At 54.3% G+C, this 26,160-nt stretch carries 24 protein-coding genes; 14 read left to right on the top strand and 10 right to left on the bottom strand.

Annotation, left to right across the window (positions count from 1 at the left end; translation table 11 throughout):
- The first annotated feature begins 31 nt into the window (after positions 1-31).
- Positions 32-1,666 (top strand): methyl-accepting chemotaxis protein, encoded by a 1,635-nt coding sequence (locus NXS97_RS13805; RefSeq protein ID WP_014594876.1) that lies wholly within the window; start codon positions 32-34, stop codon positions 1,664-1,666.
- Positions 1,667-1,759: 93 nt separating this feature from the next.
- Here the strand turns inward: NXS97_RS13805 and metF are convergent, their stop codons facing one another.
- The 3 genes from metF to metB form a co-directional block, all read right to left on the bottom strand.
- On the bottom strand, positions 1,760-2,656 hold the full coding sequence (gene metF / locus NXS97_RS13800; RefSeq protein ID WP_014604771.1) for a methylenetetrahydrofolate reductase: 897 nt from the start codon (positions 2,654-2,656) through the stop codon (positions 1,760-1,762).
- A 208-nt stretch (positions 2,657-2,864) separates the two neighbouring features.
- Positions 2,865-5,300 (bottom strand): bifunctional aspartate kinase/homoserine dehydrogenase II, encoded by a 2,436-nt coding sequence (locus NXS97_RS13795; protein ID WP_041930935.1) that lies wholly within the window; start codon positions 5,298-5,300, stop codon positions 2,865-2,867.
- A gap of 2 nt (positions 5,301-5,302) precedes the next feature.
- Positions 5,303-6,463: a cystathionine gamma-synthase gene (gene metB, locus NXS97_RS13790; protein ID WP_014594879.1), complete on the bottom strand. Its 1,161-nt coding sequence runs from the start codon at positions 6,461-6,463 to the stop codon at positions 5,303-5,305.
- A 271-nt stretch (positions 6,464-6,734) separates the two neighbouring features.
- Here metB and metJ point away from each other — a divergent pair, with 271 nt between their 5' ends.
- On the top strand, positions 6,735-7,052 hold the full coding sequence (metJ, locus tag NXS97_RS13785) for a met regulon transcriptional regulator MetJ (RefSeq protein ID WP_013027687.1): 318 nt from the start codon (positions 6,735-6,737) through the stop codon (positions 7,050-7,052).
- Between the two features lie 72 nt (positions 7,053-7,124).
- On the opposite strand, the gene rpmE is transcribed toward metJ, so the two are convergent.
- The gene (rpmE, locus tag NXS97_RS13780) at positions 7,125-7,340 is read right to left on the bottom strand and encodes a 50S ribosomal protein L31 (protein WP_006121308.1); all 216 of its coding nucleotides are present in this window, start codon (positions 7,338-7,340) and stop codon (positions 7,125-7,127) included.
- Between the two features lie 225 nt (positions 7,341-7,565).
- Between rpmE and priA the strand changes: the two genes are divergently transcribed.
- The 6 genes from priA to rraA all read left to right on the top strand — a co-directional run bounded on the left by priA (position 7,566) and on the right by rraA (position 14,693).
- Complete coding sequence (gene priA, locus NXS97_RS13775) at positions 7,566-9,761, top strand: primosomal protein N' (RefSeq protein ID WP_019105407.1); 2,196 nt, start codon at positions 7,566-7,568, stop codon at positions 9,759-9,761.
- A gap of 164 nt (positions 9,762-9,925) precedes the next feature.
- Positions 9,926-10,963 (top strand): DNA-binding transcriptional regulator CytR, encoded by a 1,038-nt coding sequence (gene cytR / locus NXS97_RS13770; protein ID WP_014604768.1) that lies wholly within the window; start codon positions 9,926-9,928, stop codon positions 10,961-10,963.
- Positions 10,964-11,116: 153 nt separating this feature from the next.
- Positions 11,117-12,079 carry a cell division protein FtsN gene (gene ftsN, locus NXS97_RS13765; protein ID WP_116220173.1) on the top strand — a complete coding sequence of 321 codons (963 nt, stop codon included), beginning with the start codon at positions 11,117-11,119 and terminating at the stop codon, positions 12,077-12,079.
- Positions 12,080-12,167: 88 nt separating this feature from the next.
- On the top strand, positions 12,168-12,698 hold the full coding sequence (gene hslV, locus NXS97_RS13760) for an ATP-dependent protease subunit HslV (protein ID WP_024471414.1): 531 nt from the start codon (positions 12,168-12,170) through the stop codon (positions 12,696-12,698).
- A 10-nt stretch (positions 12,699-12,708) separates the two neighbouring features.
- Positions 12,709-14,046 carry an HslU--HslV peptidase ATPase subunit gene (gene hslU, locus NXS97_RS13755; RefSeq protein WP_013027692.1) on the top strand — a complete coding sequence of 446 codons (1,338 nt, stop codon included), beginning with the start codon at positions 12,709-12,711 and terminating at the stop codon, positions 14,044-14,046.
- 161 nt (positions 14,047-14,207) lie between these two features.
- Positions 14,208-14,693 (top strand): ribonuclease E activity regulator RraA, encoded by a 486-nt coding sequence (rraA, locus tag NXS97_RS13750; RefSeq protein WP_013027693.1) that lies wholly within the window; start codon positions 14,208-14,210, stop codon positions 14,691-14,693.
- Between the two features lie 53 nt (positions 14,694-14,746).
- Here the strand turns inward: rraA and zapB are convergent, their stop codons facing one another.
- Positions 14,747-14,986: a cell division protein ZapB gene (zapB, locus tag NXS97_RS13745; protein WP_014594885.1), complete on the bottom strand. Its 240-nt coding sequence runs from the start codon at positions 14,984-14,986 to the stop codon at positions 14,747-14,749.
- Between the two features lie 417 nt (positions 14,987-15,403).
- On the opposite strand from zapB, the gene NXS97_RS13740 reads away from it, so the two are divergent.
- From NXS97_RS13740 to glpX, 3 genes are all read left to right on the top strand, one after another.
- Entirely contained in the window at positions 15,404-16,252 is an 849-nt protein-coding gene (locus NXS97_RS13740; protein ID WP_013027695.1) for an MIP/aquaporin family protein, read from the top strand.
- A gap of 30 nt (positions 16,253-16,282) precedes the next feature.
- A complete protein-coding gene (gene glpK, locus NXS97_RS13735; protein WP_014594886.1) occupies positions 16,283-17,794 on the top strand; it encodes a glycerol kinase GlpK in 1,512 nt (503 codons plus the stop codon).
- A gap of 94 nt (positions 17,795-17,888) precedes the next feature.
- Positions 17,889-18,899: a class II fructose-bisphosphatase gene (gene glpX, locus NXS97_RS13730; protein ID WP_014604766.1), complete on the top strand. Its 1,011-nt coding sequence runs from the start codon at positions 17,889-17,891 to the stop codon at positions 18,897-18,899.
- Here the strand turns inward: glpX and emrD are convergent.
- Positions 18,889-20,082: a multidrug efflux MFS transporter EmrD gene (gene emrD / locus NXS97_RS13725; RefSeq protein WP_019105403.1), complete on the bottom strand. Its 1,194-nt coding sequence runs from the start codon at positions 20,080-20,082 to the stop codon at positions 18,889-18,891. The two genes, glpX and emrD, sit on opposite strands and share 11 nt — an antisense overlap.
- A 271-nt stretch (positions 20,083-20,353) precedes the next feature.
- Between emrD and fpr the strand changes: the two genes are divergently transcribed.
- On the top strand, positions 20,354-21,100 hold the full coding sequence (gene fpr, locus NXS97_RS13720; RefSeq protein WP_013027699.1) for a ferredoxin--NADP(+) reductase: 747 nt from the start codon (positions 20,354-20,356) through the stop codon (positions 21,098-21,100).
- Here the strand turns inward: fpr and NXS97_RS13715 are convergent.
- Positions 21,091-21,525 (bottom strand): DUF805 domain-containing protein, encoded by a 435-nt coding sequence (locus NXS97_RS13715; RefSeq protein ID WP_013027700.1) that lies wholly within the window; start codon positions 21,523-21,525, stop codon positions 21,091-21,093. The genes fpr and NXS97_RS13715 overlap by 10 nt on opposite strands.
- Before the next feature lie 97 nt (positions 21,526-21,622).
- Here NXS97_RS13715 and NXS97_RS13710 point away from each other — a divergent pair, with 97 nt between their 5' ends.
- Both NXS97_RS13710 and tpiA read left to right on the top strand, forming a co-directional pair.
- Complete coding sequence (locus tag NXS97_RS13710) at positions 21,623-22,213, top strand: DUF1454 family protein (protein WP_014604764.1); 591 nt, start codon at positions 21,623-21,625, stop codon at positions 22,211-22,213.
- A 120-nt stretch (positions 22,214-22,333) separates the two neighbouring features.
- The gene (gene tpiA / locus NXS97_RS13705) at positions 22,334-23,101 is read left to right on the top strand and encodes a triose-phosphate isomerase (RefSeq protein WP_014594889.1); all 768 of its coding nucleotides are present in this window, start codon (positions 22,334-22,336) and stop codon (positions 23,099-23,101) included.
- Positions 23,102-23,132: 31 nt separating this feature from the next.
- Here the strand turns inward: tpiA and NXS97_RS13700 are convergent, their stop codons facing one another.
- The 3 genes from NXS97_RS13700 to pfkA form a co-directional block, all read right to left on the bottom strand.
- Entirely contained in the window at positions 23,133-23,906 is a 774-nt protein-coding gene (locus tag NXS97_RS13700; protein ID WP_028715914.1) for a CDP-diacylglycerol diphosphatase, read from the bottom strand.
- A 108-nt stretch (positions 23,907-24,014) separates the two neighbouring features.
- Positions 24,015-25,004 (bottom strand): sulfate ABC transporter substrate-binding protein, encoded by a 990-nt coding sequence (locus NXS97_RS13695; protein ID WP_015699313.1) that lies wholly within the window; start codon positions 25,002-25,004, stop codon positions 24,015-24,017.
- A 146-nt stretch (positions 25,005-25,150) separates the two neighbouring features.
- Positions 25,151-26,113 carry a 6-phosphofructokinase gene (gene pfkA / locus NXS97_RS13690; RefSeq protein WP_006121288.1) on the bottom strand — a complete coding sequence of 321 codons (963 nt, stop codon included), beginning with the start codon at positions 26,111-26,113 and terminating at the stop codon, positions 25,151-25,153.
- Between the last annotated feature and the right edge of the window lie 47 nt (positions 26,114-26,160).

Below are 26,160 nucleotides of genomic sequence, written 5' to 3'. Positions count from 1 at the left end.
TCGTGCTTATCATTAATATCAGGGTAACAGTATGAATAACATCAGAATAGGAATACGGCTCGTGGCGGCTTTTGGCTTCATGGGTATGCTTGTCATTTTCATGGTCCTGATCGGTATTACCAAAACACGTTCTCTGGCCGACGCTAACAGTGAGATCGCCGGGGGCCTTTACGCCAAGGCATCCGAATCGGCCATGCTGTCATTTTATGCGCAAGATATGAGTCGTCTGGCGCGCATTGCCGTACTCCAGCCGGATCCGGCAAAAACAGAAAAAGCGCTTAACAGCTATCAGCAGGTCAGAAGCCAGGCCGACAGCCTGATGCAGGTGCTGGATAAAGAGGTTGCCTCCGTCACTGGCAGACAACTTTTTTCCAACATCCAGTCTCACGCGGCGCTTTTTCTGCCGCTAATGGATAAGGTCGTTGCACTTGCTCAGCAAGGTAAAAAAGAGGAGGCCGACCAGCTGTTACAGGCCTCGGGAGACAACATTCAAACGGGCTATATAGCCTCCCTTCAGGCATTAAAAGATCACCAGGAAGCGCGGATGCAGGTTGCAGAGCAAACTTCCCATAGCGATCGAACCAATGCGTTGCGTTTACTGGCGGGCGCCGGTGCCGTTGCGCTATTTCTGGCGGGATTGTCTGCCTGGCTTATTACGCGCAGCATCACCCGGCCCCTTAATCAGGCCCTGATTGCCGCACAGCGCGTGGCAAAAGGTGACCTCAGCGAGCCTGTGCAGGTCACTCACACCGATGAAACCGGCAAACTGCTGGTGGCAATCCGGGAGATGCAGGAGGCACTGGTTCAAACGGTCAGCCTGGTGAGATCCAATGCGGAAAGCGTCGCCTCTGCCAGTAGTCAGATAGCGCAGGGAAATGCCGACCTGTCACAGAGAACCGAAGAGCAGGCCAGCGCGCTGGAGCAGACGGCAGCCACCATGACGCAGCTTGGCATGACGGTGAAAAATAACGCCAGCAATGCGCAGCAGGCCAGTCAGCTTGCGGTCAATGTGCGTAATGTCGCCAACGAAGGCAATGATGCCACGGCAGCGATTACCAGCACGATGCGCACCATTAAAGACAGCTCAGGGAAAATCGCCGACATCACCGCCGTTATTGACAGTATTGCCTTCCAGACCAATATTCTCGCGCTGAACGCAGCAGTAGAAGCCGCGCGCGCGGGCGAACACGGTAAAGGTTTTGCGGTGGTTGCCAGCGAGGTCAGAACCCTGGCGCAACGTAGCAGCACGGCCGCAGGTGAAATTCGCCAGTTAATTGACGCCAACGCCCGCAGCGTGGGGCAAGGTGACGAACTGGTTGCACATGCCACCGCGACGATGCAGAGCATCGTCACGGCTGTAGGTCACCTGAGTGATACCGTTGAGGAAATTACCTCAGCCAGCGCCGAGCAGGCCAGAGGCGTAGAACAGGTGGGCATCGCGGTAACCGAGATGGACAGCGCCACACAGCAAAACGCCGCATTAGTGGAAGAATCCGCCTCGGCCGCGAACAGCCTCCGGGAACAGGCACGACAGCTGCTGCAGGCGGTCTCAGTCTTTCGCTTTAATAACACGACACAGCAGGTGCATAGCGTACCGACGCTCAAAAACCCCTCGCGAGTGAAACCGGCTCAACCCTTGACCCATGAAGGCTGGACACATTTTTAATGCGTGGCACATCAGGCTGCTGTCAGCCCTGTATATGCAATGGATGAGACATTCAGAACCGACGCGGACACGTCGGTTTTTTTATGGCCATCTTCAGGCGGCAATTCCCGGACGCACACCTAAGGTATGACAAATGGCATAGCTCATTTCTGCCCGGTTCAGAGTATAGAAATGAAAATCTTTTACGCCCTCACGCGACAGGATTTTCACCATGTCCATGGCGATGTTCGCCCCCACCATTTTGCGCGTTTCAGGATCCTCATCCAGCCCTGCAAACATGGCATTCATCCAGCCCGGAACGCGTACATTGGTCAGGGCGGCAAAACGCTGCAGCTGTTTGAAATTTGATACCGGCAAAATGCCCGGCACGATCTCAACATCAATGCCGGTGGAAACGCAGCGATCACGAAAACGCAGATAGCTTTCAACATCAAAGAAGAACTGGGTAATGGCACGGTTAGCGCCAGCATCAATTTTACGTTTCAGGTTAATCAGGTCAGCCTGGGCACTTTTTGCTTCGGGGTGGACTTCCGGATAGGCCGCGACGGAGATATCGAAGTCACCGACCTCTTTAAGCAGCGAAACGAGATCGCTGCCGTACATTTCCGGCTTACCGCTATTGGGTGGCAGATCGCCACGCAGCGCCACGATATGGCGAATACCGTTATTCCAGTAATCCTGTGCAATGGCTTGCAGCTCATCCCGGGTAGCGTCAATACAGGTCAGATGCGGCGCAGCTTCGAGCCCCGTACGTTCTTTAATGCCTTTAATGATGCTGTGTGTGCGGTCACGCTCACCCGAGTTCGCCCCGTAGGTTACAGAGACAAAACTGGGCTTCAGGCTGCTCAGACGATGGATGGAGTTCCACAGCGTTTCTTCCATTTCACTGGTGCGCGGCGGGAAAAACTCAAAAGAGACACTAATTCGCCCGTTTAGCTCTGCCAGGCTCTGATTGAGCGCCTCGCGCTGATTGGCATGAAAGAAACTCATCCTGCTACCTCCGCCCACATCGGTTATCTGTTAACCTGTAAACATCTATACGTTTAGACGTCCAGACACTCAAAGTGAACCATTTTCCCGCAAGCGTCAACTGATAAATCATCCCAGGAAGTGACAAATATTCAGTCGATGTGAAAGGGCTTTTTATATGAGGATGTTAGGGCAGGACAGGCGCCGAAGCGCCTGGAGAAAAGCAACGTCAGAGGAGTCGGGCAAGGCGATTAATATCAGACTGGATAGCGCCGGCGGTAACGTCCCGGCCTGCACCAGGTCCGCGGATCACCAGCGGATTATCGCGATACCAACGGCTGTCGATGGCAAACACGTTGTCACAAGGCAGTAAGGCGGCCAGAGGATGCTCCGGACGTACCGCTTCGACGCCAACACGTGCTTTGCCGTTAGCATCGAAGCGCGCAACATAGCGCAGCACCAGCCCCATCTCCTGCGCGGCTTCAAGCCGTTGCAGCATCTGCTCATTAAGCTCGTCGCCATTCTCGAAAAAGTGATCTATTGATTCATCTTCGCAGCTCTGCGGCACCAGCGACTCGACGCGCACCTGATCCGGCTCGATGTTATAGCCTGCTTCACGTGCCAGAATCACCAGTTTGCGCATCACGTCCTGACCCGACAGATCGACGCGAGGATCCGGTTCCGTCAATCCCTGCTGCCACGCCTGATCCACCAGGTCGGTAAAGGGCACCGTGCCATCAAATTGCAGAAACAGCCAGGACAGCGTTCCGGAGAAAATACCGCTGATCGACAAAATCGTGTCACCGCTTTCCCGTAAATCGCGCACCGTATGGTTTATCGGCAGACCTGCGCCCACGGTGGCGTTATACAACCAGTGGCGGCCGGTTTTTTCAAAGGCATCCCGAATCTCGCGCCAGGTTTGCGTATCCGATGCTCCCGCCACTTTATTGGCGCTGATGACATGAAACCCATGGCTGGCAAAATCAAGATATTGCTGTGCCAGCGGCTTACTGGCCGTCACATCCAGCACAACCAGATCATCGTAAGGGTGCGCGCGCATCCACAGAAACAGCGACTCTTCATCGCGCGCTTCCGCTTCATCGTCAAAGAATGCCAGTGCGCGACTGGCGTCCAGACCTTCATAGCTCAGCAGGCTGCGTTGGCTGTCCACCACGCCCGCTAGCACAAACTCGAAACCGGTGCGCGCCGACAACGTTTCCTGCTCGCGGGCAAACAACTCCAGCCAGCGAGAACCGATGTTGCCCTTGCCAAACAACATCAGGCCAATGCGCTTTTCTGCCCGAAACAGGGAACTGTGCAACCCCTGAATGAGATGCTGAGTAGGGCCAACGCGCAGCACCGCAACCACGCTAATGTGCTCTGGCGACTGGCTGATAAATTCGACCGGCTGATCTTTTAGCTGCTGCCAGAAACGGTGCGTGTGCAACGGGTTGCGCGTGACGCCAGCGCCAACCAGCGCAACCAGCGCTAAACCTTCACGTAACTGCAAATGTCCAGGTAAGCCGGCGTCCTGCAATAAAGTAAAGGCACTGTTCACCACTTCAGAGGTGTAGCACAGTTGCAGCAGCTGACGATCGGGATGAATGCCCATCGCCAGCGGACGCATCTGCGCGCGCGTCAGCAGCTGATCGATCTCTTTTTGAAACAGCGCAAAATCGTGCTGCTCAGGAAGTTGGATCTCTACCAGGCACACGTCGTCGTGGCTGGTGACGATGCGGGCGCCCGTACCGGACGCGAGGACGCGCTCGATACGGGTAGATCCCTGTTCCGGCTGATAGCTGCAGCGTAACTGCAAATCAATATCGCTGCCCGAGACCGGCTGTAAGGTGCGGGTATGCAGTACCGGGGCTGCCAGACGCGCCAGCTCACTGGCCTCATCCAGGCGCAGCAAGGGCAGCAGACAGGCATCAGAGACTTTGCGGGGATCGGCACTGTAAACGCCCGCCACATCGCTCCAGATCGTCACACGTCCCACACCTGCCAGCGCACCAATCTGCGTGGCAGAGTAGTCAGAACCGTTACGCCCCAGCAGTACCGTTTCGCCCGCGTCATTGCCGCAGATAAAGCCAGTTACCACGATGCGTTTATGCGGATGCTGGGCCAGCAGCGTTTGTAACAACGGCCAGGATTTGCCTTCATCTACCTGCGGCTGGGCGGCCCGTTCCGCGCGCAGAAAATCGCGTGCATCCAGCCAGCAGGCATGAAGATCCTGCTGGTTCAGCACCGCTGACATTAAACGTGCAGACCAGATCTCACCATGGCCCACCACTTCCGCATAGACCGCTTCTGTGACGTCACCATCCAGTAACGCCGCCAGTTTTTCGAGGTCGCGAATAAAGGCAGTAATTAAGGGTTCGGCTATTTCGGCAGGTAACAGTGCACTGATGAGCTCACTCTGATAGCGACGTAATGTCTGCTGCACCTGATGTGCGGACAGTCGGTCGCTCTGGCTCAGCTTCAGCCAGCTAATCAGCTGATTGGTCGTCGAGCCCGCGGCCGATACGACCATCATGTCACCTGGCTGGCTGTAATCCGCCATAATGCTGGCGACACGCTGGTAGCAGCGTGCATCTGCAAGGCTGCTGCCACCAAACTTGTGGAGCTGTCTGTTGTTTGGCGTTCCTGCGCCAGCTGAACTCGTCATCATCAATCCTCGGCTGCGATCCGGAATGCATTATCCAAATCGGCAATTAAATCTTCGTGGTCTTCAATACCTACTGAAATACGTAGCAATGTTTCAGAGATGCCTGCTGCGGCCCGGGCCTCTGCAGACATACCTGCATGGGTCATGGTCGCCGTGTGTGAAATCAAGCTTTCAACGCCGCCCAACGATTCCGCCAACGTGAACAACTCAAGCGCTTTGAGGAAACGGCGCAACCGGGCTTCATCGCCGTCCAGCTCAAAACTGAGCATGGCACCGAATCCACGCTGCTGGCGTGCAGCGAATTCATGTCCCGCGTTTTCCGGCAGTGAAGGATGATACAACGTTTTCACCAGCGGCTGTTGCTTGAGATAATCAACAATGGCTAACGCATTACGTTGCGCAGCGGCCATACGTGGGCCCAGCGTGCGCATTCCGCGCAGCAGCAGATAGCTGTCAAAAGCGGAGCCGGTGACCCCAATATTATTGGCCCACCAGGCTAAATCGGTCGCCGCCTGCGGATCTTTAGCAATCACGGCACCGGCTACCACGTCAGAGTGGCCATTCAGGTATTTGGTACAGGAGTGAATGACCAGATCCGCACCCAGTGCCAGAGGATTTTGCAGTGCCGGACTCATAAAGGTGTTGTCCACGACGCTCACGGCGCCCGCCGCACGCGCCGCTGCGCAAATGGCGGCGATATCCACCACGCGCAATAGCGGGTTACTGGGGCTTTCAACCAGCACCAGTTTAGGCTTCTCATCCATTGCCGCCTGCAGCGCAGCTTTATCACCCTGATCGACAAACTTCACCCGGTAAGCGCCCCGCTTACTCAGACTGTCGAACAGCCGATAGCTGCCGCCATAACAGTCGTGCGGCGCAACCAGCAGATCGCCAGGCTTCAGGAACACGGTTGTCACCAGATGAATCGCGGACATGCCGGTATTGGTCAGCACCGCTCCCGCTCCGCCTTCCAGCTCTGCCAGGGCACGCTGCACCACATCACGCGTGGGGTTACCACGACGGGAATAGTCATGCGCACGGGGCTCATTGAAATCATGGAAGTTATAGGTGCTGGAAAGGTGGATGGGCGGGACAACGCAGCCGTATTGCTCGTCGTCATTCAAACCGCTGCGCACTGCGATGGTTGCCTGTTTACGCGTCATAGGGCTAACTGTTCCTGAAGTATGAAATAATTTGCCAACAGGATATCACCTTGCTTTTAGACGTCAATACATCTGGACATCCAAATGTCTTTGCGTATAGATTGAGCATCGTCGCAATAACCGCTAAAATTATGCGCCCATACCTGGCGTTCAACTCCATTAGCACTGTGCGTTGAACGAAGAAACCCGCCAGAGAAGGGGTCAGGTAGAAGAAAATCAGGCATAATCGGCTGATTTCGTAACTTTTAACTTTTATTGATTAAGGTATCCCATGGCTGAATGGAACGGCGAATATATCAGCCCGTACGCTGAGCACGGCAAAAAGAGCGAACAGGTTAAAAAAATCACGGTATCAATTCCGTTAAGCGTGCTGAAAATTCTGACAGACGAACGGACACGTCGTCAGGTTAACAACCTGCGCCACGCGACAAACAGTGAACTCCTGTGCGAAGCCTTCTTGCATGCTTTTACCGGACAACCGTTACCTAATGATGTCGACCTGCGTAAAGAACGTAACGACGAAATACCGGAAGCCGCGAAAAAAATTATGCGTGACATGGGCATCGACCCGGATACCTGGGAATACTGATTTTCAGACATAAAAAAACCCAGCCTGAGCTGGGTTTTTCTTGCCGCCGAACAGATGTTCGAATGCCGTTTCTTATTTTTTGGTGCCTGGCACGCTGAAACGCTTGTTGAAGCGGTCAACGCGGCCACCAGTTGCAACTTCACGCTGCTTACCGGTGTAGAACGGGTGGCACTTACCACAAACGTCCAGGTTCAGTTCGTGAGTCAGCGTAGAGCGAGTGTGAATCACGTTACCGCAAGTACAGTTGATGGTAACTGCTTCGTATTTTGGGTGAATACCTTGTTTCATGGGAAACCTCATATAAGGCCGTGTCGCTCTCCGCGCCAGGACGTGAACCTGCGCAGCACCACACGCGATTGAACATTAATGGTGAACTCCGGCAAGGTCTTTCTTACCGAAGGCGGCATATTATACAGGCTAATGTTTAATGCTGCAAATGTCGCCTGAGATACACGCCGTGTGCGTCAGCGTGTACACTAACCGCCCTGCTAGATGAACCGGAAAGAGACTGTTATGCCCGTTGTTCAGGTTGCCCTGCCCGTTCCCCTTCCTCGCCTGTTTGACTACCTGCCTCCTGTCGGCGTGCAGCCGGTCATTGGCGGTCGGGTGATCGTGCCTTTTGGTAACCGAAAAATGACCGGTATCGTGGTGGCATTACCTGACACCAGCGACCTGCCCGCGACCCAGCTCAAACAGGTGATATCGGTACTGGACAGCGAGTCGCTCTTTCCCCCGTCTCTGTGGCGCATTCTCCACTGGGCGGCGAACTACTATCATTCACCTCTCGGCGAGGTACTGAGCCATGCGCTACCGGTGCTGCTCAGACAAGGTAAACCTGCCCAGGATAATCCCTTATGGCGTTGGGAAATTACCGAGCAGGGCCGGGCTACTGCCCCCGAGAGCCTGAAGCGGGCCCCCAAACAGCAGCAAGGGCTTGCAACGCTGCGACAGCGGCCGCTTTATCGTCATGAAGTCACTGAGCACGATCTCACCGATGCCGCCATGCAGGCGCTGCGTGCCAAAGGGTTATGCGAATTACATGAGCATCAGCCACACAGGCATGACTGGCGCAGCAGCTTCGCGGTCAAAGGTGAACGCCTGCGCCTCAATACCGATCAGGCGACGGCAGTCGGGGCGATGCGCAGTGAAGATGAGCATTATGCGGCCTGGCTACTGGCGGGAATTACCGGCTCAGGCAAGACTGAAGTTTATCTCAGCGTGCTGGAAAACGTCCTGGCCAGAGGAAAACAGGCCCTGGTGCTGGTGCCGGAAATCGGCCTGACGCCACAAACCATTGCCCGTTTCCGCGAACGTTTTGATGCGCCGGTTGATGTGCTGCACTCAGCGCTGAATGACAGCGAACGCCTTTCTGTCTGGCTACGGGCGCGCAGAGGAGAGAATGCCATCATCATCGGCACTCGCTCGGCCCTGTTTACCCCTATGGCGCGTCCGGGCGTCATTATTATCGACGAAGAGCACGACAGTTCTTATAAGCAGCAGGAAGGCTGGCGCTATCAGGCTCGCGATCTGGCCGTGTTTCGCGCCCATGAAGAGAATATTCCTGTCATCATGGGTTCCGCGACACCGGCGCTGGAAAGCCTGCACAACGTGCGTAACGGCAAATACCGTCAGCTCGACCTGATGAAACGCGCCGGTAACGCTAAACCCGCTCTGCAGCAGCTAATCGATTTGAAAGGCGTACAGCTGACAGGCGGCCTGGCGCCTGCCCTGATCTTCAAAATGCGCCAGCATCTGAAAGCAGATAACCAGGTGTTGCTGTTCCTGAACCGCCGTGGTTTTTCACCTGCGCTGCTCTGCCACGACTGCGGCTGGATTGCCGAATGCCAGCGCTGCGATCGCTATTACACTCTGCATCAACATCATCGTCAGTTGCGCTGCCACCATTGTGACAGCCAGCGGCCGCTGCCCAACCAGTGTCCACAATGTGGTTCAACTCACCTGTTACCGGTGGGCGTAGGGACGGAACAGCTTGAGCAGCAGCTAGGCACGTTATTTCCCGGTGTGCCGGTCTCGCGCATCGACCGGGATACCACCAGCCGCAAAGGCGCGCTGGAGCAGCATCTGGCGGATGTCCATCGCGGCGGCGCGCGTATTCTTGTGGGAACCCAGATGCTGGCAAAAGGGCATCATTTTCCTGATGTGACGCTGGTGTCACTGCTGGACGTCGACGGTGCCTTATTTTCCGCTGACTTCCGTGCCGCAGAACGCTTCGCTCAGCTTTATACTCAGGTTGCCGGGCGCGCCGGTCGGGCCGGTAAGCAAGGCGAAGTCTTGCTGCAAACACACCATCCTGAGCATCCGCTTCTGCAAACGCTGCTCCACCAGGGCTACTTCGCTTTTGCCCAGCAAACGCTGTTGGAGCGCCAGTCGGTTTTTCTCCCTCCGTGGACACATCATGCGCTGTTTCGTGCGGAGGACATGGACAACCATCAGGCTGCAGAATTTCTGCAACAGCTGCGTAATATGCTGGAAGCCAGCCCGCTTAACGACACGGCAATGTGGTTCATGGGGCCACTGCCTGCTCTGCAGCCAAAGCGGAGCGGTCGCTGGCGCTGGCAGTTGCTGGTGCAGCATCCGTCACGCAAACGTCTGCAACAGCTGCTGAGTAGTTCGTTACCGCTGACTGGCACTTTACCGGCCTCGCGCAAGGTAAAGTGGACGCTGGACGTGGATCCTACCGAAAGCTAGGCCCGGGCAGGTTGTGAGAGGGATCGAAAAACGTCGCATAAGTCACAATTTTTATGCAAATTAAGTAACGGCCCGGCATCGCAATCGATAACAATGGTGCCTGGCCTGTTTTTACCTCAGACAATACGAACGTTGAATGCGCGATTACGCATCAGGAGCATGTGTTGGATCAGAATCAACCGTCGGCTGCCGCCACGATGAAAGACGTCGCAGAAAAAGCCGGCGTCTCGACCGCTACCGTGTCGCGTGCACTCATGAATCCGGAAAAAGTCTCTTCGGCCACGCGTCAGAAAGTCGAACAGGCCGTGGCTGACGTCGGCTATGCCGCCCAGAGCATGTCCCGCCATGCCAGGCGCAATGACACGCAGACGCTGCTGCTGATCGTCCCCAATATCTGCGATCCCTTCTTCAGTGAAATTATCCGTGGCGTTGAAGTCGCCGCCTCAAAGGCTGGTTATCTGGTGCTTATCGGCGACTGCGCACACCAAAAACCGCAGGAGTGGACGTTTTTAAACCTGATGCTGACCCGGCAGATCGATGGCATCGTGCTGCTGGGCGCGCAGTTACCCTTTGATGTGAGTCCTGAAGAGCAGCGCAATCTTCCGCCGATGGTGATGGCGATTGAGTTCTCGCCAGAAATGTCGTTACCCACCGTCAATATCGATAACCTGACGGCCTCGTTTGTCGCGGTCAATCACCTGCTGCAGTTGGGTCATAAACGCATTGCCTGCCTGACCGGACCGGAAGACGTTGCGCTCTGCCAGTACCGCCTTCAGGGTTATGTGCAGGCCTTACGTCGCAGCGGCATCAGCGTGGATCCCACTTATATCGTTCGGGGTGACTTCACCTTTGAATCCGGCGTTGATGCCATAAATCAGCTATTGGCTTTACCACAGCCGCCACGAGCCCTGTTTTGTCATAGCGATATCATGGCCATCGGCGCTATTAGCCAGGCAAAACGATTGGGCCTGCGCATACCGGAAGACCTGTCGGTTGTGGGGTTCGACGATATTGAACTCTCGCGTTACTGCGAGCCGCCGCTCACCACGGTGAAACAGCCCTGTTTTGAAATAGGCTGCGAAGCCGTGCGGCTGTTACTGAATGAATTACAGGGTAATAGCATTCATAACGGTTCAACGCTGCTGGATGCCGAACTGGTGGTGCGTGGTAGCACAACTTTGGCAAAAAAGGATGAGAGATAAGCGAAAAGTTCCGCTATTTTCAGGGGATTCTTAGGGCTATCATTGCTGGTCAAAGTTCCGGCCCTTAAGTAACATGGCGGGCTCCTTGCCGGGCGTGTGGTAACAACGGATTCGCCTACGTGGCATCATATTTTCAAGGGTATCAGGACGAGAGTGGCACAAAAAGATTATGTAGGCCGCGGGCGTTCAACAGGGACGCGTCGCAAGAAAAGCCCAAGCCGTGGCAAAAAAACAAAAAGCGGTTCAGGCACCTCTAAATTAATGATTGTACTGGCGGTTGCTGTATTGGTGACCTTTGCCGGTGGTTTATGGTTCCTGGCGCACCACAAGAAAGAAGACGTGCCGGTTATTACGGATCATAAAGCCAACGGGAATGGCTTACCGCCAAAGCCTGAAGAACGCTGGAAATACATCAAAGAGCTGGAAAACCGTCAGGTCACTGTGCCGACCCCAAGCGAGCCTACCTCCGGTGGCGAAGTGCAGTCACATACGCAACTGACCGATGAGCAACGCCAGCTGCTTGAGCAAATGCAGGCGGATATGCGTCAGCAACCCACCCAATTAAATGAAGTGCCGTGGAACGAGCAGACGCCAGCTCAACGCCAGCAAACGCTGCAGCATCAGCAGCAGGTACAGCAACTTCAGCGACAGCAACAGCTCCAGCAACAGCAATTGCAGTCGCAGCAACGTCAGCAGCAGGCACAACAGCAGCAGCAGGCACAACAGCAGCAGCAACGTCAGCAACAAATACAGCAGCAGCGTCAGGAGCAACATACTCAGCAACAGCAGAGTGTGCAGCAGACACAACCCGCGCCTGTTACGCGTGAACCTACTGCTCAGCCTAAAACACAGGACACCGCCAAAGCGAAACCGGCTGAAAAAGCAGCCTCGCAACGCTGGATGGTTCAGTGTGGCTCGTTTAAGGGAACAGAGCAGGCTGAATCGGTGCGCGCCGCGCTGGCGTTTGAAGGGTTTGAAAGCCGTCTGACCTCCGGCGGCGGATGGAATCGTGTCGTGGTAGGGCCCTTCAAAGACCGCGCCAGCGCAGACAGCACGCTGAAACGTCTGCGCGCTTCAGGACATTCCGGCTGCATTCCGCTCGCCGTTGGGGGTTGAAACCCGTCAAATCTGCCCCATATCTGTCTGCATGATCCTCCGCGCCCTGGGCGCGGAGCTTTTTTCCGACAGTAAAAGGGGTCTGCCCGTGACAACAATAGTAAGTGTTCGACGCAACGGCCAGGTAGTGATTGGCGGCGATGGCCAGGCTACGCTCGGTAATACCGTAATGAAAGGCAACGTCAAAAAAGTGCGTCGTCTTTACAACGATAAAGTGATTGCTGGCTTTGCTGGCGGCACTGCAGATGCCTTTACCCTGTTTGAACTCTTCGAACGCAAACTTGAAATGCATCAGGGCCATTTGGTGAAAGCGGCCGTTGAGCTGGCGAAAGACTGGCGCACCGACAGAATGTTACGCCGCCTGGAAGCGCTGCTGGCGGTGGCGGACGAATCGGCATCGCTGATCATTAGCGGTAATGGTGACGTCATCCAGCCTGAAAACGACCTTATTGCTATCGGTTCTGGCGGTCCCTATGCCCAGGCCGCTGCCCGTGCCCTGTTAGAAAATTCTGAATTGGGTGCGCGCGACATCGTTGAGAAATCGCTGAATATCGCTGGCGATATTTGCATCTACACCAACCACAACGTTAATTTCGAAGAATTAACGTCCAAGTCGTAAGGATCTAAACATGTCTGAGATGACTCCACGCGAAATCGTCAGCGAGCTGAACCGCTTTATTATTGGCCAGGACAGCGCTAAGCGCGCCGTGGCTATTGCCCTGCGTAACCGCTGGCGCCGTATGCAGCTTGACGAAGAGCTGCGTCACGAAGTGACCCCTAAAAATATTCTCATGATCGGCCCAACCGGTGTGGGTAAAACAGAAATTGCTCGCCGTCTGGCAAAACTGGCCAACGCGCCGTTCATCAAAGTTGAAGCCACCAAGTTTACCGAAGTGGGCTATGTCGGCAAAGAAGTCGACTCCATTATTCGTGACCTGACGGACTCCGCGATCAAAATGGTGCGCAGCCAGGCCATTGAGAAGAACAAATATCGCGCAGAAGAAATGGCGGAAGAGCGCATTCTTGATGTGCTTATCCCACCGGCGAAAAATAACTGGGGACAGGCTGAACAAACCAGCGAGCCTTCATCTGCACGTCAGTCTTTCCGCAAGAAGCTGCGTGAAGGCCAGCTCGACGATAAAGAAATTGAGATCGATTTAGCCGCAACAGGCCCTGGCGTTGAAATCATGGCACCGCCGGGCATGGAAGAGATGACCAGCCAGCTGCAGTCCATGTTCCAGAACCTGGGCGGGCAGAAACAGAAACCGCGCAAGCTGAAAATCAAAGAAGCCTTTAAGCTGTTGATTGAAGAAGAAGCCGCTAAGCTGGTGAATCCGGAAGAGCTGAAGCAGGATGCCATTGATGCGGTAGAACAGCACGGCATCGTGTTCATCGATGAGATAGACAAAATCTGTAAGCGCGGCGGACAAAACGCGGGCGGCCCGGACGTCTCACGCGAAGGCGTTCAGCGCGACCTGCTGCCACTGGTAGAAGGCTGCACCGTGTCGACCAAGCACGGCATGGTCAAGACTGACCATATTCTGTTTATCGCCTCAGGTGCGTTCCAGGTTGCCAGCCCGTCCGATTTGATTCCTGAGCTACAGGGTCGTTTACCGATCCGTGTTGAACTCCAGGCCCTGACGGTGAATGATTTCGAGCGCATCCTGACCGAACCTAATGCTTCAGTCACAGTGCAGTACAAAGCGCTGATGAATACCGAAGGCGTGAACATTCACTTTACCGACGATGGTATTCGTCGCATCGCGGAAGCCGCATGGCAGGTCAACGAAACCACAGAAAACATCGGTGCGCGTCGCTTGCATACCGTGCTGGAACGTCTGATGGAAGATATTTCCTATGATGCCAGCGATCGGAGCGGTGAATCCGTCACCATTGATGCCGAATATGTGGGTAAACATCTGGATGAGCTGGTTGCAGACGAAGACCTGAGCCGCTTCATCCTGTAACGTTCACCTGTCTATGTGCTGTATCAAAGCCCGGCCAGTTTGGCTGGGCTTTTTTCTGCATGCGCTTGATGCGGTACCGGTTTTTTACCGCTGATGATTTTGCCAACAATTGGCATAAAGCGATATACTTAGCGCTCCTGTGGCAAACAGACGAAACCCTTATGAAATACGATACTTCTGAACTCTGCGACATCTACCACGAAGAAGTGAACGTTGTTGAACCGCTTTTCTCAAATTTCGGTGGGCGGACCTCATTCGGCGGTCAGATAACCACAGTGAAATGTTTTGAAGACAACGGGCTGCTTTACGATCTGCTGGAAGAGAACGGTCGTGGCCGCGTGTTGCTGATTGATGGCGGTGGCTCAGTACGCCGCGCTTTAGTTGATGCGCAGCTTGCCCGACTGGCAGCGCAGAATGAGTGGGAAGGCATCGTGGTTTACGGTTCGGTACGTCAGGTAGACGAACTGGAAGAACTGGAAATCGGCATTCAGGCTATCGCCGCTATTCCGGCAGGCGCGGCCGGTGAAGGCATTGGCGAAAGCGATGTGCGCGTGAATTTCGGCGGCGTCACCTTCTTCTCTGGCGACCATCTCTATGCGGATAACACCGGGATGATTTTATCGGAAGATCCGCTCGACATTGAATAATGTCAGCGAACGAAAACGGGTGCCAGGCACCCGTTTTTCGCATTAGTTGAGGCTTATACCTCTTCCATTTTTCCCAACAGCGCACGCAGGCGTTCTTGCCAGACATGCTGCTCCTCTTTCAGATGCTGATTTTCGCGCATCAGTGCTTCATGGTTGCCAGCAGCATTCTGCGCGTCGTGACGCAGGTTGTTGTTCTGCTCTTTCAGCTCTTCAATTTCCATTTGCAGCAGGGTGATAGTATCAATCGCCTGCTGTACTTTTGCTTCCAGTTTCTCAAACACTTCAAATGACATCTTTCTGACCTCTCCTAAAATCTTGCAAGGCGTTGATGATGCCAGCTTTCGCACACAAGGCGTTTACCAGCAACGTTGTCCCGATTGTATGTAGCCTCATCACGCAAGTCCAGCAACGCGGGCCTGCAGACCGCCGTCAGTAACATTTTTCAGCCTATCCCTAAAATGTTCCTTTCCCACCTGTTTGCCTGGCGAAGCCGGTATCACGCGGAGGAAAACGGCCCGAATGGCGCTTAAGGAAAATCAAAACACGCGAAAACGCGCATTTTTTTGACACACTACACAAAAATCGATTTCGCTATTTCTCGTTTATGCTCGTTAACGATAAATTAACAACAGCCCTACATCAAAGATGGGTGACTCACGGAATGAGAACAAAAACTGATAAAATTTAACCTCGCTTCAGGAACAACTATCATGAGTCAGACTACAACCACACTCAAAGGTCAGTGTATTGCCGAATTTCTGGGTACCGGTTTGATCCTGTTTTTTGGCGCGGGTTGCGTTGCCGCGCTTAAGCTGGCTGGTGCCACTTTTGGCCAATGGGAAATCTGTATCGTCTGGGGGCTGGCCGTTTCTATGGCGGTCTACCTCAGCGCAGGTGTGTCAGGTGCCCATCTCAACCCGGCAGTGACTGTCGCACTCTGCCTGTTCGCCAATTTCGAAGGCCGTAAAGTCCTTCCTTATATTCTGTCTCAGGTGGCCGGTGCTTTCTGTGGCGCGGCGCTGGTCTACGGACTTTACTACAGCTTGTTTATCAATTTCGAACAAAGTCATAACATGGTGCGGGGTTCAGTTGAAAGCCTGAGCCTGGCGGGCATTTTTTCTACCTATCCGAATCCGCAAATTAGCGTAGGTCAGGCCTTCCTGGTTGAAATGGTGATCACTGCAGTCCTGATGTCCGTGATTATGGCACTGACCGACGATGGCAATGGCGTCCCGCGTGGCCCGATGGCACCGCTGCTGATTGGCCTGCTGGTTGCCGTTATTGGTGGCTCTATGGGCCCATTGACCGGCTTTGCCCTGAACCCGGCACGTGACTTCGGACCGAAAGTCTTCGAGTGGCTGGCTGGCTGGGGCACCGTTGCCTTCACTGGCGGTCATCAGATTCCGTATTTCCTTGTGCCAATTTTTGGCCCACTGGTCGGTGCTTGCCTGGGAGCCTTTGGTTATCGCGCCCTGATTGGCCGCCATTTACCCGGTGCGGTGATTTCCCCACCGACCAGTGACAAACCGATTGCGTCCGCGCATGAACGTAAAGCGTAAGTTCCACTTTTTATCATCAGGAATGAATTTATGACTACCACCGATAAAAAATACATCGTCGCTCTCGATCAGGGCACAACCAGTTCACGTGCTGTGGTGCTGGATCACGACGCTAACATTGTGGCGGTATCGCAACGCGAATTTACCCAAATCTATCCGAAAGCGGGCTGGGTAGAGCATGACCCAATGGATATCTGGGCATCACAGAGTTCTACGCTGGTTGAAGTGCTGGCACATGCTGATATTCGCTCAGATGAAATCGCGGCGATTGGGATTACTAACCAGCGTGAAACCGCGATCGTCTGGGATAAAGAAACCGGTAAGCCAGTCTATAATGCCATCGTCTGGCAGGATCCCCGTACTGCTGACTACTGTAATAAGCTGAAGAAAGAGGGACTGGAAGAGTATATCCAGCACACCACCGGTCTGGTGATTAACCCTTACTTTTCTGGCACCAAAGTTAAGTGGATCCTGGATAACGTAGAAGGCGCGCGCGAGCGTGCAAAACGTGGCGAACTGCTGTTTGGTACAGTCGACACCTGGCTGGTGTGGAAAATGACCCAGGGGCGCGTGCACATCACCGATTACACCAACGCCTCACGTACCATGCTGTTCAACATCCACAAGCTTGAGTGGGATGAGCGCATGCTGGAAATCCTGGATATCCCGCGTGCGATGCTGCCAGAAGTGAAATCTTCGTCTGAAGTGTATGGTCAGACAAACATTGGTGGTAAAGGCGGTACGCGTATTCCTATCGCGGGTATCGCAGGCGACCAGCAGGCTGCGCTTTATGGTCAACTGTGCGTTCAGCCGGGTATGGCGAAAAACACCTACGGCACCGGCTGCTTTATGCTGATGAACACCGGTACCGAAGCCGTCACCTCAACGCACGGCCTGCTGACCACTATCGCCTGCGGGCCACGTGGTGAAGTCAACTATGCACTGGAAGGGGCGGTCTTTATCGGCGGCGCGGCCATTCAGTGGTTACGCGATGAGATGAAGCTGATCAGCGATTCGGCTGACTCAGAATACTTCGCGATGAAAGTGAAAGATTCAAACGGTGTATATATGGTTCCTGCCTTTACTGGCCTGGGTGCACCTTACTGGGATCCCTATGCACGTGGCGCGCTGTTCGGCCTGACACGTGGTGCGAATGCGAACCACATCATCCGTGCAACGCTGGAGTCCATCGCTTATCAAACACGTGATGTCCTGGAAGCCATGCAGAATGATGCCAACACGCGCCTGCAGGCTCTGCGTGTGGACGGAGGAGCAGTGGCTAACAACTTCCTGATGCAGTTCCAGTCAGACATTCTTGGCACACGCGTTGAGCGACCTGAAGTGCGTGAAGTCACTGCGCTGGGTGCCGCGTACCTGGCAGGTCTGGCGGTAGGTTTCTGGCAGGATCTGGAAGAAGTCCGTGCCAAAGCCGTGATTGAGCGCGAATTCCGTCCAACACTTGAAACCACCGAGCGTAACGTCCGTTATGCCGGCTGGAAGAAAGCTGTCGCGCGCGCACAAGCGTGGGAAGAACAAGAGTAATCCGCACTGCGCCCGTGACGTCCTCCGTCACGGGCCTTTTCCCCGCCTTCTCCCTCCGCTACACTGCCAGCCTGTTTTTTGTCAGGTACATGCAATGAAACGAGAACTTGCCATTGAATTTTCCCGCGTAACTGAGGCTGCCGCACTGGCTGGTTATAAGTGGTTAGGGCGCGGCGATAAAAACGCGGCGGACGGTGCCGCCGTTCATGCCATGCGTCATGTCTTAAATACCATTCAGATCGATGGACAGATAGTGATCGGCGAAGGGGAAATTGACGAAGCCCCTATGCTCTACATCGGCGAAAAAGTGGGCACGGGTCAGGGCGACGCGGTGGATATTGCCGTCGATCCTATTGAAGGTACCCGCATGACGGCAATGGGACAGGCCAATGCGCTTGCCGTGATGGCCGTCGGTGACAAAGGCAGTTTTCTTCATGCGCCTGACATGTATATGGAGAAGCTTATCGTCGGTCCGGCGGCGCGGGGCCATATCAATCTGGATCTCCCGCTTGAGATTAACCTGCGTAATATCGCCATCGCCATGAATAAGCCGTTGTCACAACTCACCGTGTCCATTCTGTCAAAGCCGCGCCATGACGCCGTTATCGAGCAGCTTAAACAGCTGGGCGTAAGACTATTCGCGTTCCCTGATGGTGATGTGGCGGCCTCCATTCTGACCTGTATGCCCGACAGCGAAGTTGACGTGATGTACGGTATTGGCGGCGCGCCTGAAGGCGTGGTATCGGCCGCTGTGATTCGTGCGTTGGACGGTGATATGCAGGGCAGATTACTGGCACGACATCACGTAAAAGGTGACAGCGAAGAGAACCGCCGGATTGGGGAATATGAGCTGAAACGCTGCGCTGGCATGGGGATTGAGGCAGGAAAAGTTCTGCCCCTGCAGGCGATGGCGCGAAACGATAACGTGATCTTTGCCGCCACCGGTATCACCAGTGGTGATCTGCTGAAAGGCATCACCCGTCAGGGCAATATGGCCACCAGTGAAACCCTGTTAATTCGCGGCAAATCACGCACGATTCGCCGCATCCAGTCTGTGCATTACCTGGACCGCAAAGATCCGGTTTTGCATCCCTTTATCCTGTAACAGCCTGATTCTCGCCTGCTGGCTGTCGCGAAAGCGGCAGCCAGCACAGCAACATCACCAGAGCCGTGATAACCATCAGCAGGCCAAGGCTGAACTGATCGCGCTGAGGCATTAACGCCGACAGGGACGCCACCAGCCCGGAACCCAAATTCTGTAACCCCCCAATCAGTGCGCCCGCACTTCCTGCGAGCCAGGCATAGGGCTCCATCGCACCGGATGTGGCCAGGGGAAACAGCATTCCCGCGCCAAAGAAAAACAGCGACGCCGGTATCAATAACGTCCAGATTGTCATGATGCCAAACCAGGCAGGTATCCACATCAACACCGCCGCCAGCAGGCAACTGTTGACGCCAAACCACATCAGGCTATGCCAGGAGCGCTGTTCACGTCCGGCGAACCAGGCACCAAAGAAGGCCGCAGGAATAGGTAAGATAAACAAAATACTGACGGTGAAACTGTTCAGGCCCAGAACGCCACCGAGCAGCACGCCACAGCTGGCCTCAAAGACGGCAATGCCGGCCAGTGCGCCAATCAGCAGCACCAGATAACGGACGAAATTCGCATCACGTAACAGCCGGATATAGCGTTTTAAGAAGGGCGTGACTTCGGCACCGTTTGGGCGCGTCTCCGGTAGCCAGCGCGCCATGGCGACCGTCACCATCAGACACAGCAACAGCAGAAAAGCAAAGCAGGCATGCCAGCCAAACAGCTGCGTTAACAGTGCGCCAATCACCGGTGCCACTAAAGGGCTGGCGAGCACGCCCATATTAAGCCAGCTGTTGGCCTGGCGTAGGGCATGACCGTGATAAAGATCGCGCGGCATGGTTCGCGCCATGACACCGGCCACGCCGGTGCCCGCGCCCTGAATCGCACTGCCCGTGACCAGCATATCCAGCGACGAGGCCATCATGGCGGCAATCGCGCCGATCATAAAGATCGCCATCCCCGCCAGGATCACCGGACGGCGCCCCACGCTGTCAGAGAGCGGACCGTAGATCAGCTGCGATCCGCCGTAGGTGATTAAATAGGCCGCCATGACATGCTGCATCATGCCATTTCGCACCTGAAGTGCATCCGCCATTGCCGCCATGGCGGGCACATAGATGGTCTGAGCCATCTGGCCGACTGCGACCAGTGCAATGAGCATGATCAGCAACGGACGATTTTCTATTTTCTTCATCATCTTTTAACGAAAGGTCTGTATGAACAGGGACGATTAAACAGCACAAATAACGGCTGAAACCCGTTGTGGCAGGAAAATATCAGGATTTCATGACAAAGCGAGTGATTCATAAAAAGTGGCGGGGCAATTCACGTCAATAATTGCAACCAGGATGTAAACTAAATATTACAGTTTGTCGATTAGAGCCTTTGCAGCCTGACGGACTGGTAATCTGCCAGTGCAGTAGAGAAGATGTTTATTCGCCAGACGATTCAACGCTGAAGGAGTAACCATGGCCGAGTGGATCAATGCTCAAGTAAAGGAAGTAAAAAACTGGACTGACGCGCTGTTTAGCTTGCGGGTTAAGGCCCCTATCGCCCCGTTTAGTGCCGGGCAGTACGCCAAGCTGGCACTGGAGATCGAAGGTGAACGAGTGCAACGTGCTTACTCTTACGTCAATGCGCCCAATGACGACCTGCTTGAGTTTTACTTAGTCACCGTACCCGACGGCAAATTGAGTCCACACTTACAGGCGCTGCGCCCCGGTGAGCAGGTCATGATTACCAAAGATGCTGCAGGCTTTTTTATTCTGGATGAAGTCCCGGAATGTCAGACCTTATGGATGCTGGCAACCGGTACGGCAGTGGGGCCTTATTTGTCCATTTTGCAGCAGGGTGAAGGCCTGGATCGCTTTAAACATATCGTACTGGTGCATGCCGCACGTTACGCAGCCGACCTCAGCTTTTTACCGCTAATGCAGCAGCTCCAGCAGATCTATAACGGCAAGCTGCAGGTGATCACGGTCGTCAGTCGTGAAGAAAGTATGGGCTCATTAACCGGACGTGTTCCGGCATTAATCGAAAGTGGCGAGCTGGAGCGGGCGGCCGGATTGACTATTGATGCAGAAACCAGCCATGTGATGGTCTGCGGCAATCCACAGATGGTAAGAGATACGCAGCAGCTGTTGAAAGAGACACGCGGCATGCGCAAGCACCTGAAGCGCAAGCCCGGTCATATCACCAGCGAGAATTACTGGTAAGTCGCCCGCTTCAGACGTAAAGGCACCGGTGCGGCACCAAAGCGGTTATCGCCAGCGGTGCCACGAAACAGGCCTAAGTCCAGGATCAGTCCTGCCAGAATGATAAATGGCAGCGCGCGGCCAATAACCCACTGCAGGACAGCGCCGGTCATGCTCCAGTTACCTGCCATCAGCAACCAGGCAGCGATGAGTAACAGCGCCCAGTAACCGCGGCGATCACGATCGTGCAGGCGCTTAACCACGATGGCGCTGGCCGGCCACAATAAACACACGATGCCAAACGCAGCCATTTGCGTATCCACCAGATCGTTACCGGCTAAAAAGAACAGGACGCTGGTTAACAGCAACCAGATTGCCTGCCAGAGCCAGAAATCACGGCGCCCGACGCGACCACGAAACGAAAAAAACCATTGCTGTAATATCATGCATGCTCCCCAGACAAAATTTTACCTGCACGCTTTTGACCTTAGAGGTAAAAACCGTTCTAATTTGATTCCGAGTTTATTGGTCAGGGCCGACAAAATGAAGAATTTGCCAGGCGCACTGTTGCTGAGTCTTGCGCTGACGGTTCCGGTATTTGCTGCCGATCCGCCGCCACTCGACAAGGCCGAACATATGCCTACCGCGCCCTATCTGTTAACAGGCGCGCCCACGCTGGATATGACTATCGGCCAGTTTCGTGAAAAATATAATCTCGCGAACCCTCAACTGCCGCTACTGGAGTATCGCGCCATTGACTCCCGCGATGAGAAAACCGATCTGACGCGGGCAGCCACCAAGATCAACGAAACGCTTTACTCCTCGACCGCGCTTGAGCCTGGCACAGGTAAAATTAAAACGCTGCAGGTCACCTGGCTTCCGGTTCCGGGCCCGGATCAAAGTGCGTCCCAGGCCAGAGCCATGGATTATATGACCGCAATATTACGTTTTTTTGTGCCGGGACTCACGCCAGAAGAAGGGCGTAAAAAGCTGGAAACATTACTTAAAGCGGGCAAAGGCTCACGATACTACGAGCACGTTGAAGGCGCACTGCGTTTTGTGGTGTCTGATAACGGGGATAAAGGATTAACCTTTGCCATTGAGCCGGTAAAACTTGCGCTGGCTGCGCCCTGATGGACGGGGCAAAAATGACGAAAAGCAAAGCCACGACGTTATTTGATCTCTATACTGTCTGGCAGACAACGTTGCCCCGGGGCAGCGCCATTTCATGTATCGCGTTATGCGGAGGATAGAATGCGACATCCACTGGTTATGGGTAACTGGAAGTTGAATGGCAGCAAGCATATGACAGCCGAACTGATCGACGGTCTGCGCAAAGAACTGTCGGGCGTTGAGGGTTGTGGCGTCGCTATTGCACCGCCCGCGCTCTATCTTGATCAGGCTAAACACGCCATCTCCGGTAGCCACATCGCTCTGGGTGCTCAAAACGTTGATGTAAACCTCTCTGGCGCATTTACCGGCGAAGTGTCCGCTGAAATGCTGAAAGATATCGGCGCGAAATACATCATCATTGGTCACTCAGAACGTCGCACTTATCACAAAGAGAGTGACGAATTCATTGCGAAAAAATATGCCGTGTTGAAAACCGCTGGCCTGGTGCCGGTTCTGTGCATCGGTGAAACCGAAGCGGAAAACGAAGCGGGCAAAACCGAAGAAGTCTGTGCACGCCAGCTTGATGCGGTGCTGACCACGCAGGGTGCAGAAGCGTTTAAAGACGCGGTCATCGCTTACGAGCCGGTATGGGCGATCGGTACCGGGAAGTCAGCCACACCTGCTCAGGCGCAGGCCGTTCACAAATTTATTCGTGACCACATTGCCAAAAAAGATGCGGCTATCGCTGAGCAAGTGATTATTCAGTACGGCGGCTCAGTTAACGATAAAAACGCTGCCGAGCTGTTTACTCAGCCGGACATCGACGGTGCCCTGGTTGGCGGCGCGTCGCTGAAAGCCGATGCGTTTGCCGTGATCGTTAAAGCTGCTGCGGCGGCTAAACAACGCTAACCGGCGATTGAGCACAGCATAAGCGGCCTCATCAGGCCGCTTTTTTTATGGGTTGCAGCAGGGCGCAGTCGTGATCCTGCACCTCCTCTGCCGATCCCTTATTCAGCAAAAGCCAGTTGCGCGCTACCGCCATCAGCACCAGACGACCATCGGGTAAGCTTGCCAGTGCCATACCGTATTTCCCCATCGCATTCTTAGCATCCGGGACTTCAGACGCTAACCGGATAAAGACACTCTGTTGATCCAGTTCCGCCTGACTGAGCACCCGCACAATATAGTGATGGTTCAGAAAGGTAACATCCTTCCACTGCGCATTGAGAGTCGGTGCCAGTCCATCCAGTTGCTGACGGACATCGGGCCGTAAGCAGGAAATATGAATATGGAGCTGATTCTGAGTTCGGCCGTACTCGGAGTTGATCGCCAGCGACAGCACGGTGTCTTTAATGGGCGAGCCGAATTTCTGCGCCACTACGCCTCTGTCCTGCCAGGCAAAGCTGAAAAAATTGGGTGTGGCTGTGCTGAGCAACCGCGGGCTTTCGATGCCGGTTATCTTATCAACGGGAATTAACAGGTATTGCAAGGGGCCGTTACGGTCTTTGAGCAGTGTATAACGCTGCTGCAGATCAACTCGCAGGCAAGGCGCGGGTTGCCCGTTATTCTGCTGATTGGGTACGCACTTTTCGCTGACGATCTGCCAAAGCGCATCGGCATTGCCTTTAACATGAAGGGAAGCTATCCCCATTCCTGCCACGACAAGCACCAGCAGAAACGCAATGATGATGAAGGCCCGACGATTTGCCTGCATAGTTACCCTCTCCATACTGAATCAATCAGCATCCTCGCCTGACAGCGCCGGAATGTCACGCATAAAAAAACCAGCGTTTCCGCTGGTTTAGATTGTGTCAGGCGATCGTTACGGCTTCATGACCTGGTCATAGGTGCCGCCATCCGCGAAGTGGGTTTTTTGTGCCTTAGCCCAACCGCCGAATTTCTCGTCCACAGTAAACAATTTTACAGGGGCAAAGGTGCTGGCAAACTTCTTCGCAACCTCAGCATTGCGCGGACGATAGTAATTCTCGGCTGCAATCGTCTGTCCCTCGGTCGAATAGAGATACTTCAGATAGGCCTCAGCCACTGGGCGCGTTCCCTTCTCATCAACCACTTTATCCACCACGGAAACCGTCGGCTCTGCCAGAATAGACTCGCTTGGGGTAACGATCTCAAACTTGTCTTTGCCCAGCTTATTCACGGCCAGGTACGCCTCATTTTCCCAGGCGATCAGAACATCACCAATGCCGCGCTCAACGAAGGTGTTGGTCGCACCGCGCGCACCGGAATCCTGCACTTCAACATTTTTAAACAGGGCTTTGACATAGCTTAGCGCTTTTGCCTGATCGCCGTTGTTGTGATCCAACGCCCAGCCCCAGGCTGCCAGGTAATTCCAGCGTGCACCACCTGAGGTTTTTGGATTAGGCGTGATGACGGAAACGCCAGGTTTGATCAGATCGTTCCAGTCATGGATCCCTTTTGGATTACCCTTGCGGACCAGGAACACAATCGTGGAAGTATAAGGTGCCGAGTTATCCGGCAGACGCTTAATCCAGTTCTTATCAATGCGGCCACGTTCAGCAATCGCATCAATATCAGACTGCAGCGCCAGCGTCACGACGTCAGCACGAATGCCGTTTATCACTGATGTGGCCTGCTTGCCTGAGCCGCCATGCGACTGACGGATCACCACATTATCGCCCGTTTCCTGTTTATAGTGCGCACTGAAGGCCTTGTTGTACTGCTCATACAGCTCACGGGTGGGATCGTAAGAAACGTTTAACAGCTGAATATCCTTCGCCAGAACACTGCCTGATGCCAGTAACAAGCTAATACCGATGGCCCATTTATTCATTGCGCACTCTCCCAGTTCATTATGGGACAAGCGTGACATAAACTTTTTCAGAGCTAAAAGAATTAAAAATAAGCGGTTATAACTTTGGGGAATATACGGAAGGTATAAGGGCATGCCTGAAGAGCATGCCCGTTAATGCGGTGAAATCAGTAAAGCTGCTTCGCGGTATCCATCCAATCACGCTTGAATGGACGCTTCATGTTCTCGATCGCATCAATGATGTCATGGTGCACCATTTTGTCGTTCTGAATACCCACACAGCGGCCACCGTAGCCCTGCATGAGCAGTTCAATGGAATACGCGCCCATGCGGGAGGCAAGAATACGATCATATGCGCACGGCGCACCGCCACGCTGAATGTGGCCAAGTACCGTCGCGCGCGTTTCGCGCTTCGTTTCGGTCTCGATAAACCGCGCCAGATCGTCGATATCACAGATATGTTCAGTGATAGCAACAATCGCATGCTTTTTACCTTTCGCGATGCCGGCCTTAATTTCTGCCACCAGCTCTTCACGGGTATAGGGAATTTCTGGCAACACGATAAACTCGCATCCACCAGCGATAGCGGCAGCCAGGGTCAAATCGCCACAGTAACGGCCCATCACTTCAACGATGGAGATGCGCTGGTGTGATGAAGAAGTATCACGCAGGCGGTCAATCGCCTCCACCACCGTCTCCAGTGCGGTAAAGTAGCCAATGGTGTAATCGGTGCCGGCAACATCGTTATCGATCGTGCCTGGCAGGCCGATACAGGGGAACCCCATCTCGGTCAGTCGCTTGGCGCCCATATAGGAACCGTCCCCGCCGATCACGACTAACGCATCAATACCGCGCTTTTTCAGGTTTTCAATGGCCACCTGACGGACATCATCGTTACGAAACTCAGGAAAACGCGCTGAACCCAAAAAAGTGCCGCCGCGATTGATCATGTCAGATACGCTGTAACGATCGAGATTGATCATGCGGTCTTCGTACAAACCCTGATAGCCGTCATAGATACCAAAAACTTCCAGCCCTTCACTTAACGCGGAGCGAACCACGCCGCGAATGGCTGCGTTCATGCCTGGGGCGTCACCGCCGCTGGTCAGTACACCAATTTTTTTGATCATGACAACCTCTGGATTGTTCGAAGCTAAGGGTTAATCCGGCCTGTTCA

It is taken from the genome of Pantoea sp. B623 (assembly GCF_024814475.1).
Taxonomy (GTDB): domain Bacteria; phylum Pseudomonadota; class Gammaproteobacteria; order Enterobacterales; family Enterobacteriaceae; genus Pantoea; species Pantoea ananatis.
The sequence above is the reverse complement of the archived record's forward strand: the minus strand, read 5'-3'. Positions and strand labels throughout refer to the sequence as shown.

Coding starts and splice junctions, on each gene's coding strand:
- NXS97_RS13715 (WP_013027700.1), bottom strand. CDS start 21,525: ATGATATTACAGCAATGGTTTTTTTCGTTTCGTGGTCGCGTCGGGCGC.
- emrD (WP_019105403.1), bottom strand. CDS start 20,082: ATGATGAAGAAAATAGAAAATCGTCCGTTGCTGATCATGCTCATTGCA.
- NXS97_RS13700 (WP_028715914.1), bottom strand. CDS start 23,906: ATGCAGGCAAATCGTCGGGCCTTCATCATCATTGCGTTTCTGCTGGTG.
- NXS97_RS13795 (WP_041930935.1), bottom strand. CDS start 5,300: ATGACGAGTTCAGCTGGCGCAGGAACGCCAAACAACAGACAGCTCCAC.
- metF (WP_014604771.1), bottom strand. CDS start 2,656: ATGAGTTTCTTTCATGCCAATCAGCGCGAGGCGCTCAATCAGAGCCTG.
- NXS97_RS13710 (WP_014604764.1), top strand. CDS start 21,623: ATGAAGAATTTGCCAGGCGCACTGTTGCTGAGTCTTGCGCTGACGGTT.
- glpK (WP_014594886.1), top strand. CDS start 16,283: ATGACTACCACCGATAAAAAATACATCGTCGCTCTCGATCAGGGCACA.
- priA (WP_019105407.1), top strand. CDS start 7,566: ATGCCCGTTGTTCAGGTTGCCCTGCCCGTTCCCCTTCCTCGCCTGTTT.
- rpmE (WP_006121308.1), bottom strand. CDS start 7,340: ATGAAACAAGGTATTCACCCAAAATACGAAGCAGTTACCATCAACTGT.
- tpiA (WP_014594889.1), top strand. CDS start 22,334: ATGCGACATCCACTGGTTATGGGTAACTGGAAGTTGAATGGCAGCAAG.
- zapB (WP_014594885.1), bottom strand. CDS start 14,986: ATGTCATTTGAAGTGTTTGAGAAACTGGAAGCAAAAGTACAGCAGGCG.
- pfkA (WP_006121288.1), bottom strand. CDS start 26,113: ATGATCAAAAAAATTGGTGTACTGACCAGCGGCGGTGACGCCCCAGGC.
- glpX (WP_014604766.1), top strand. CDS start 17,889: ATGAAACGAGAACTTGCCATTGAATTTTCCCGCGTAACTGAGGCTGCC.
- hslU (WP_013027692.1), top strand. CDS start 12,709: ATGTCTGAGATGACTCCACGCGAAATCGTCAGCGAGCTGAACCGCTTT.
- metB (WP_014594879.1), bottom strand. CDS start 6,463: ATGACGCGTAAACAGGCAACCATCGCAGTGCGCAGCGGTTTGAATGAC.
- rraA (WP_013027693.1), top strand. CDS start 14,208: ATGAAATACGATACTTCTGAACTCTGCGACATCTACCACGAAGAAGTG.
- NXS97_RS13695 (WP_015699313.1), bottom strand. CDS start 25,004: ATGAATAAATGGGCCATCGGTATTAGCTTGTTACTGGCATCAGGCAGT.
- fpr (WP_013027699.1), top strand. CDS start 20,354: ATGGCCGAGTGGATCAATGCTCAAGTAAAGGAAGTAAAAAACTGGACT.
- metJ (WP_013027687.1), top strand. CDS start 6,735: ATGGCTGAATGGAACGGCGAATATATCAGCCCGTACGCTGAGCACGGC.
- NXS97_RS13805 (WP_014594876.1), top strand. CDS start 32: ATGAATAACATCAGAATAGGAATACGGCTCGTGGCGGCTTTTGGCTTC.
- NXS97_RS13740 (WP_013027695.1), top strand. CDS start 15,404: ATGAGTCAGACTACAACCACACTCAAAGGTCAGTGTATTGCCGAATTT.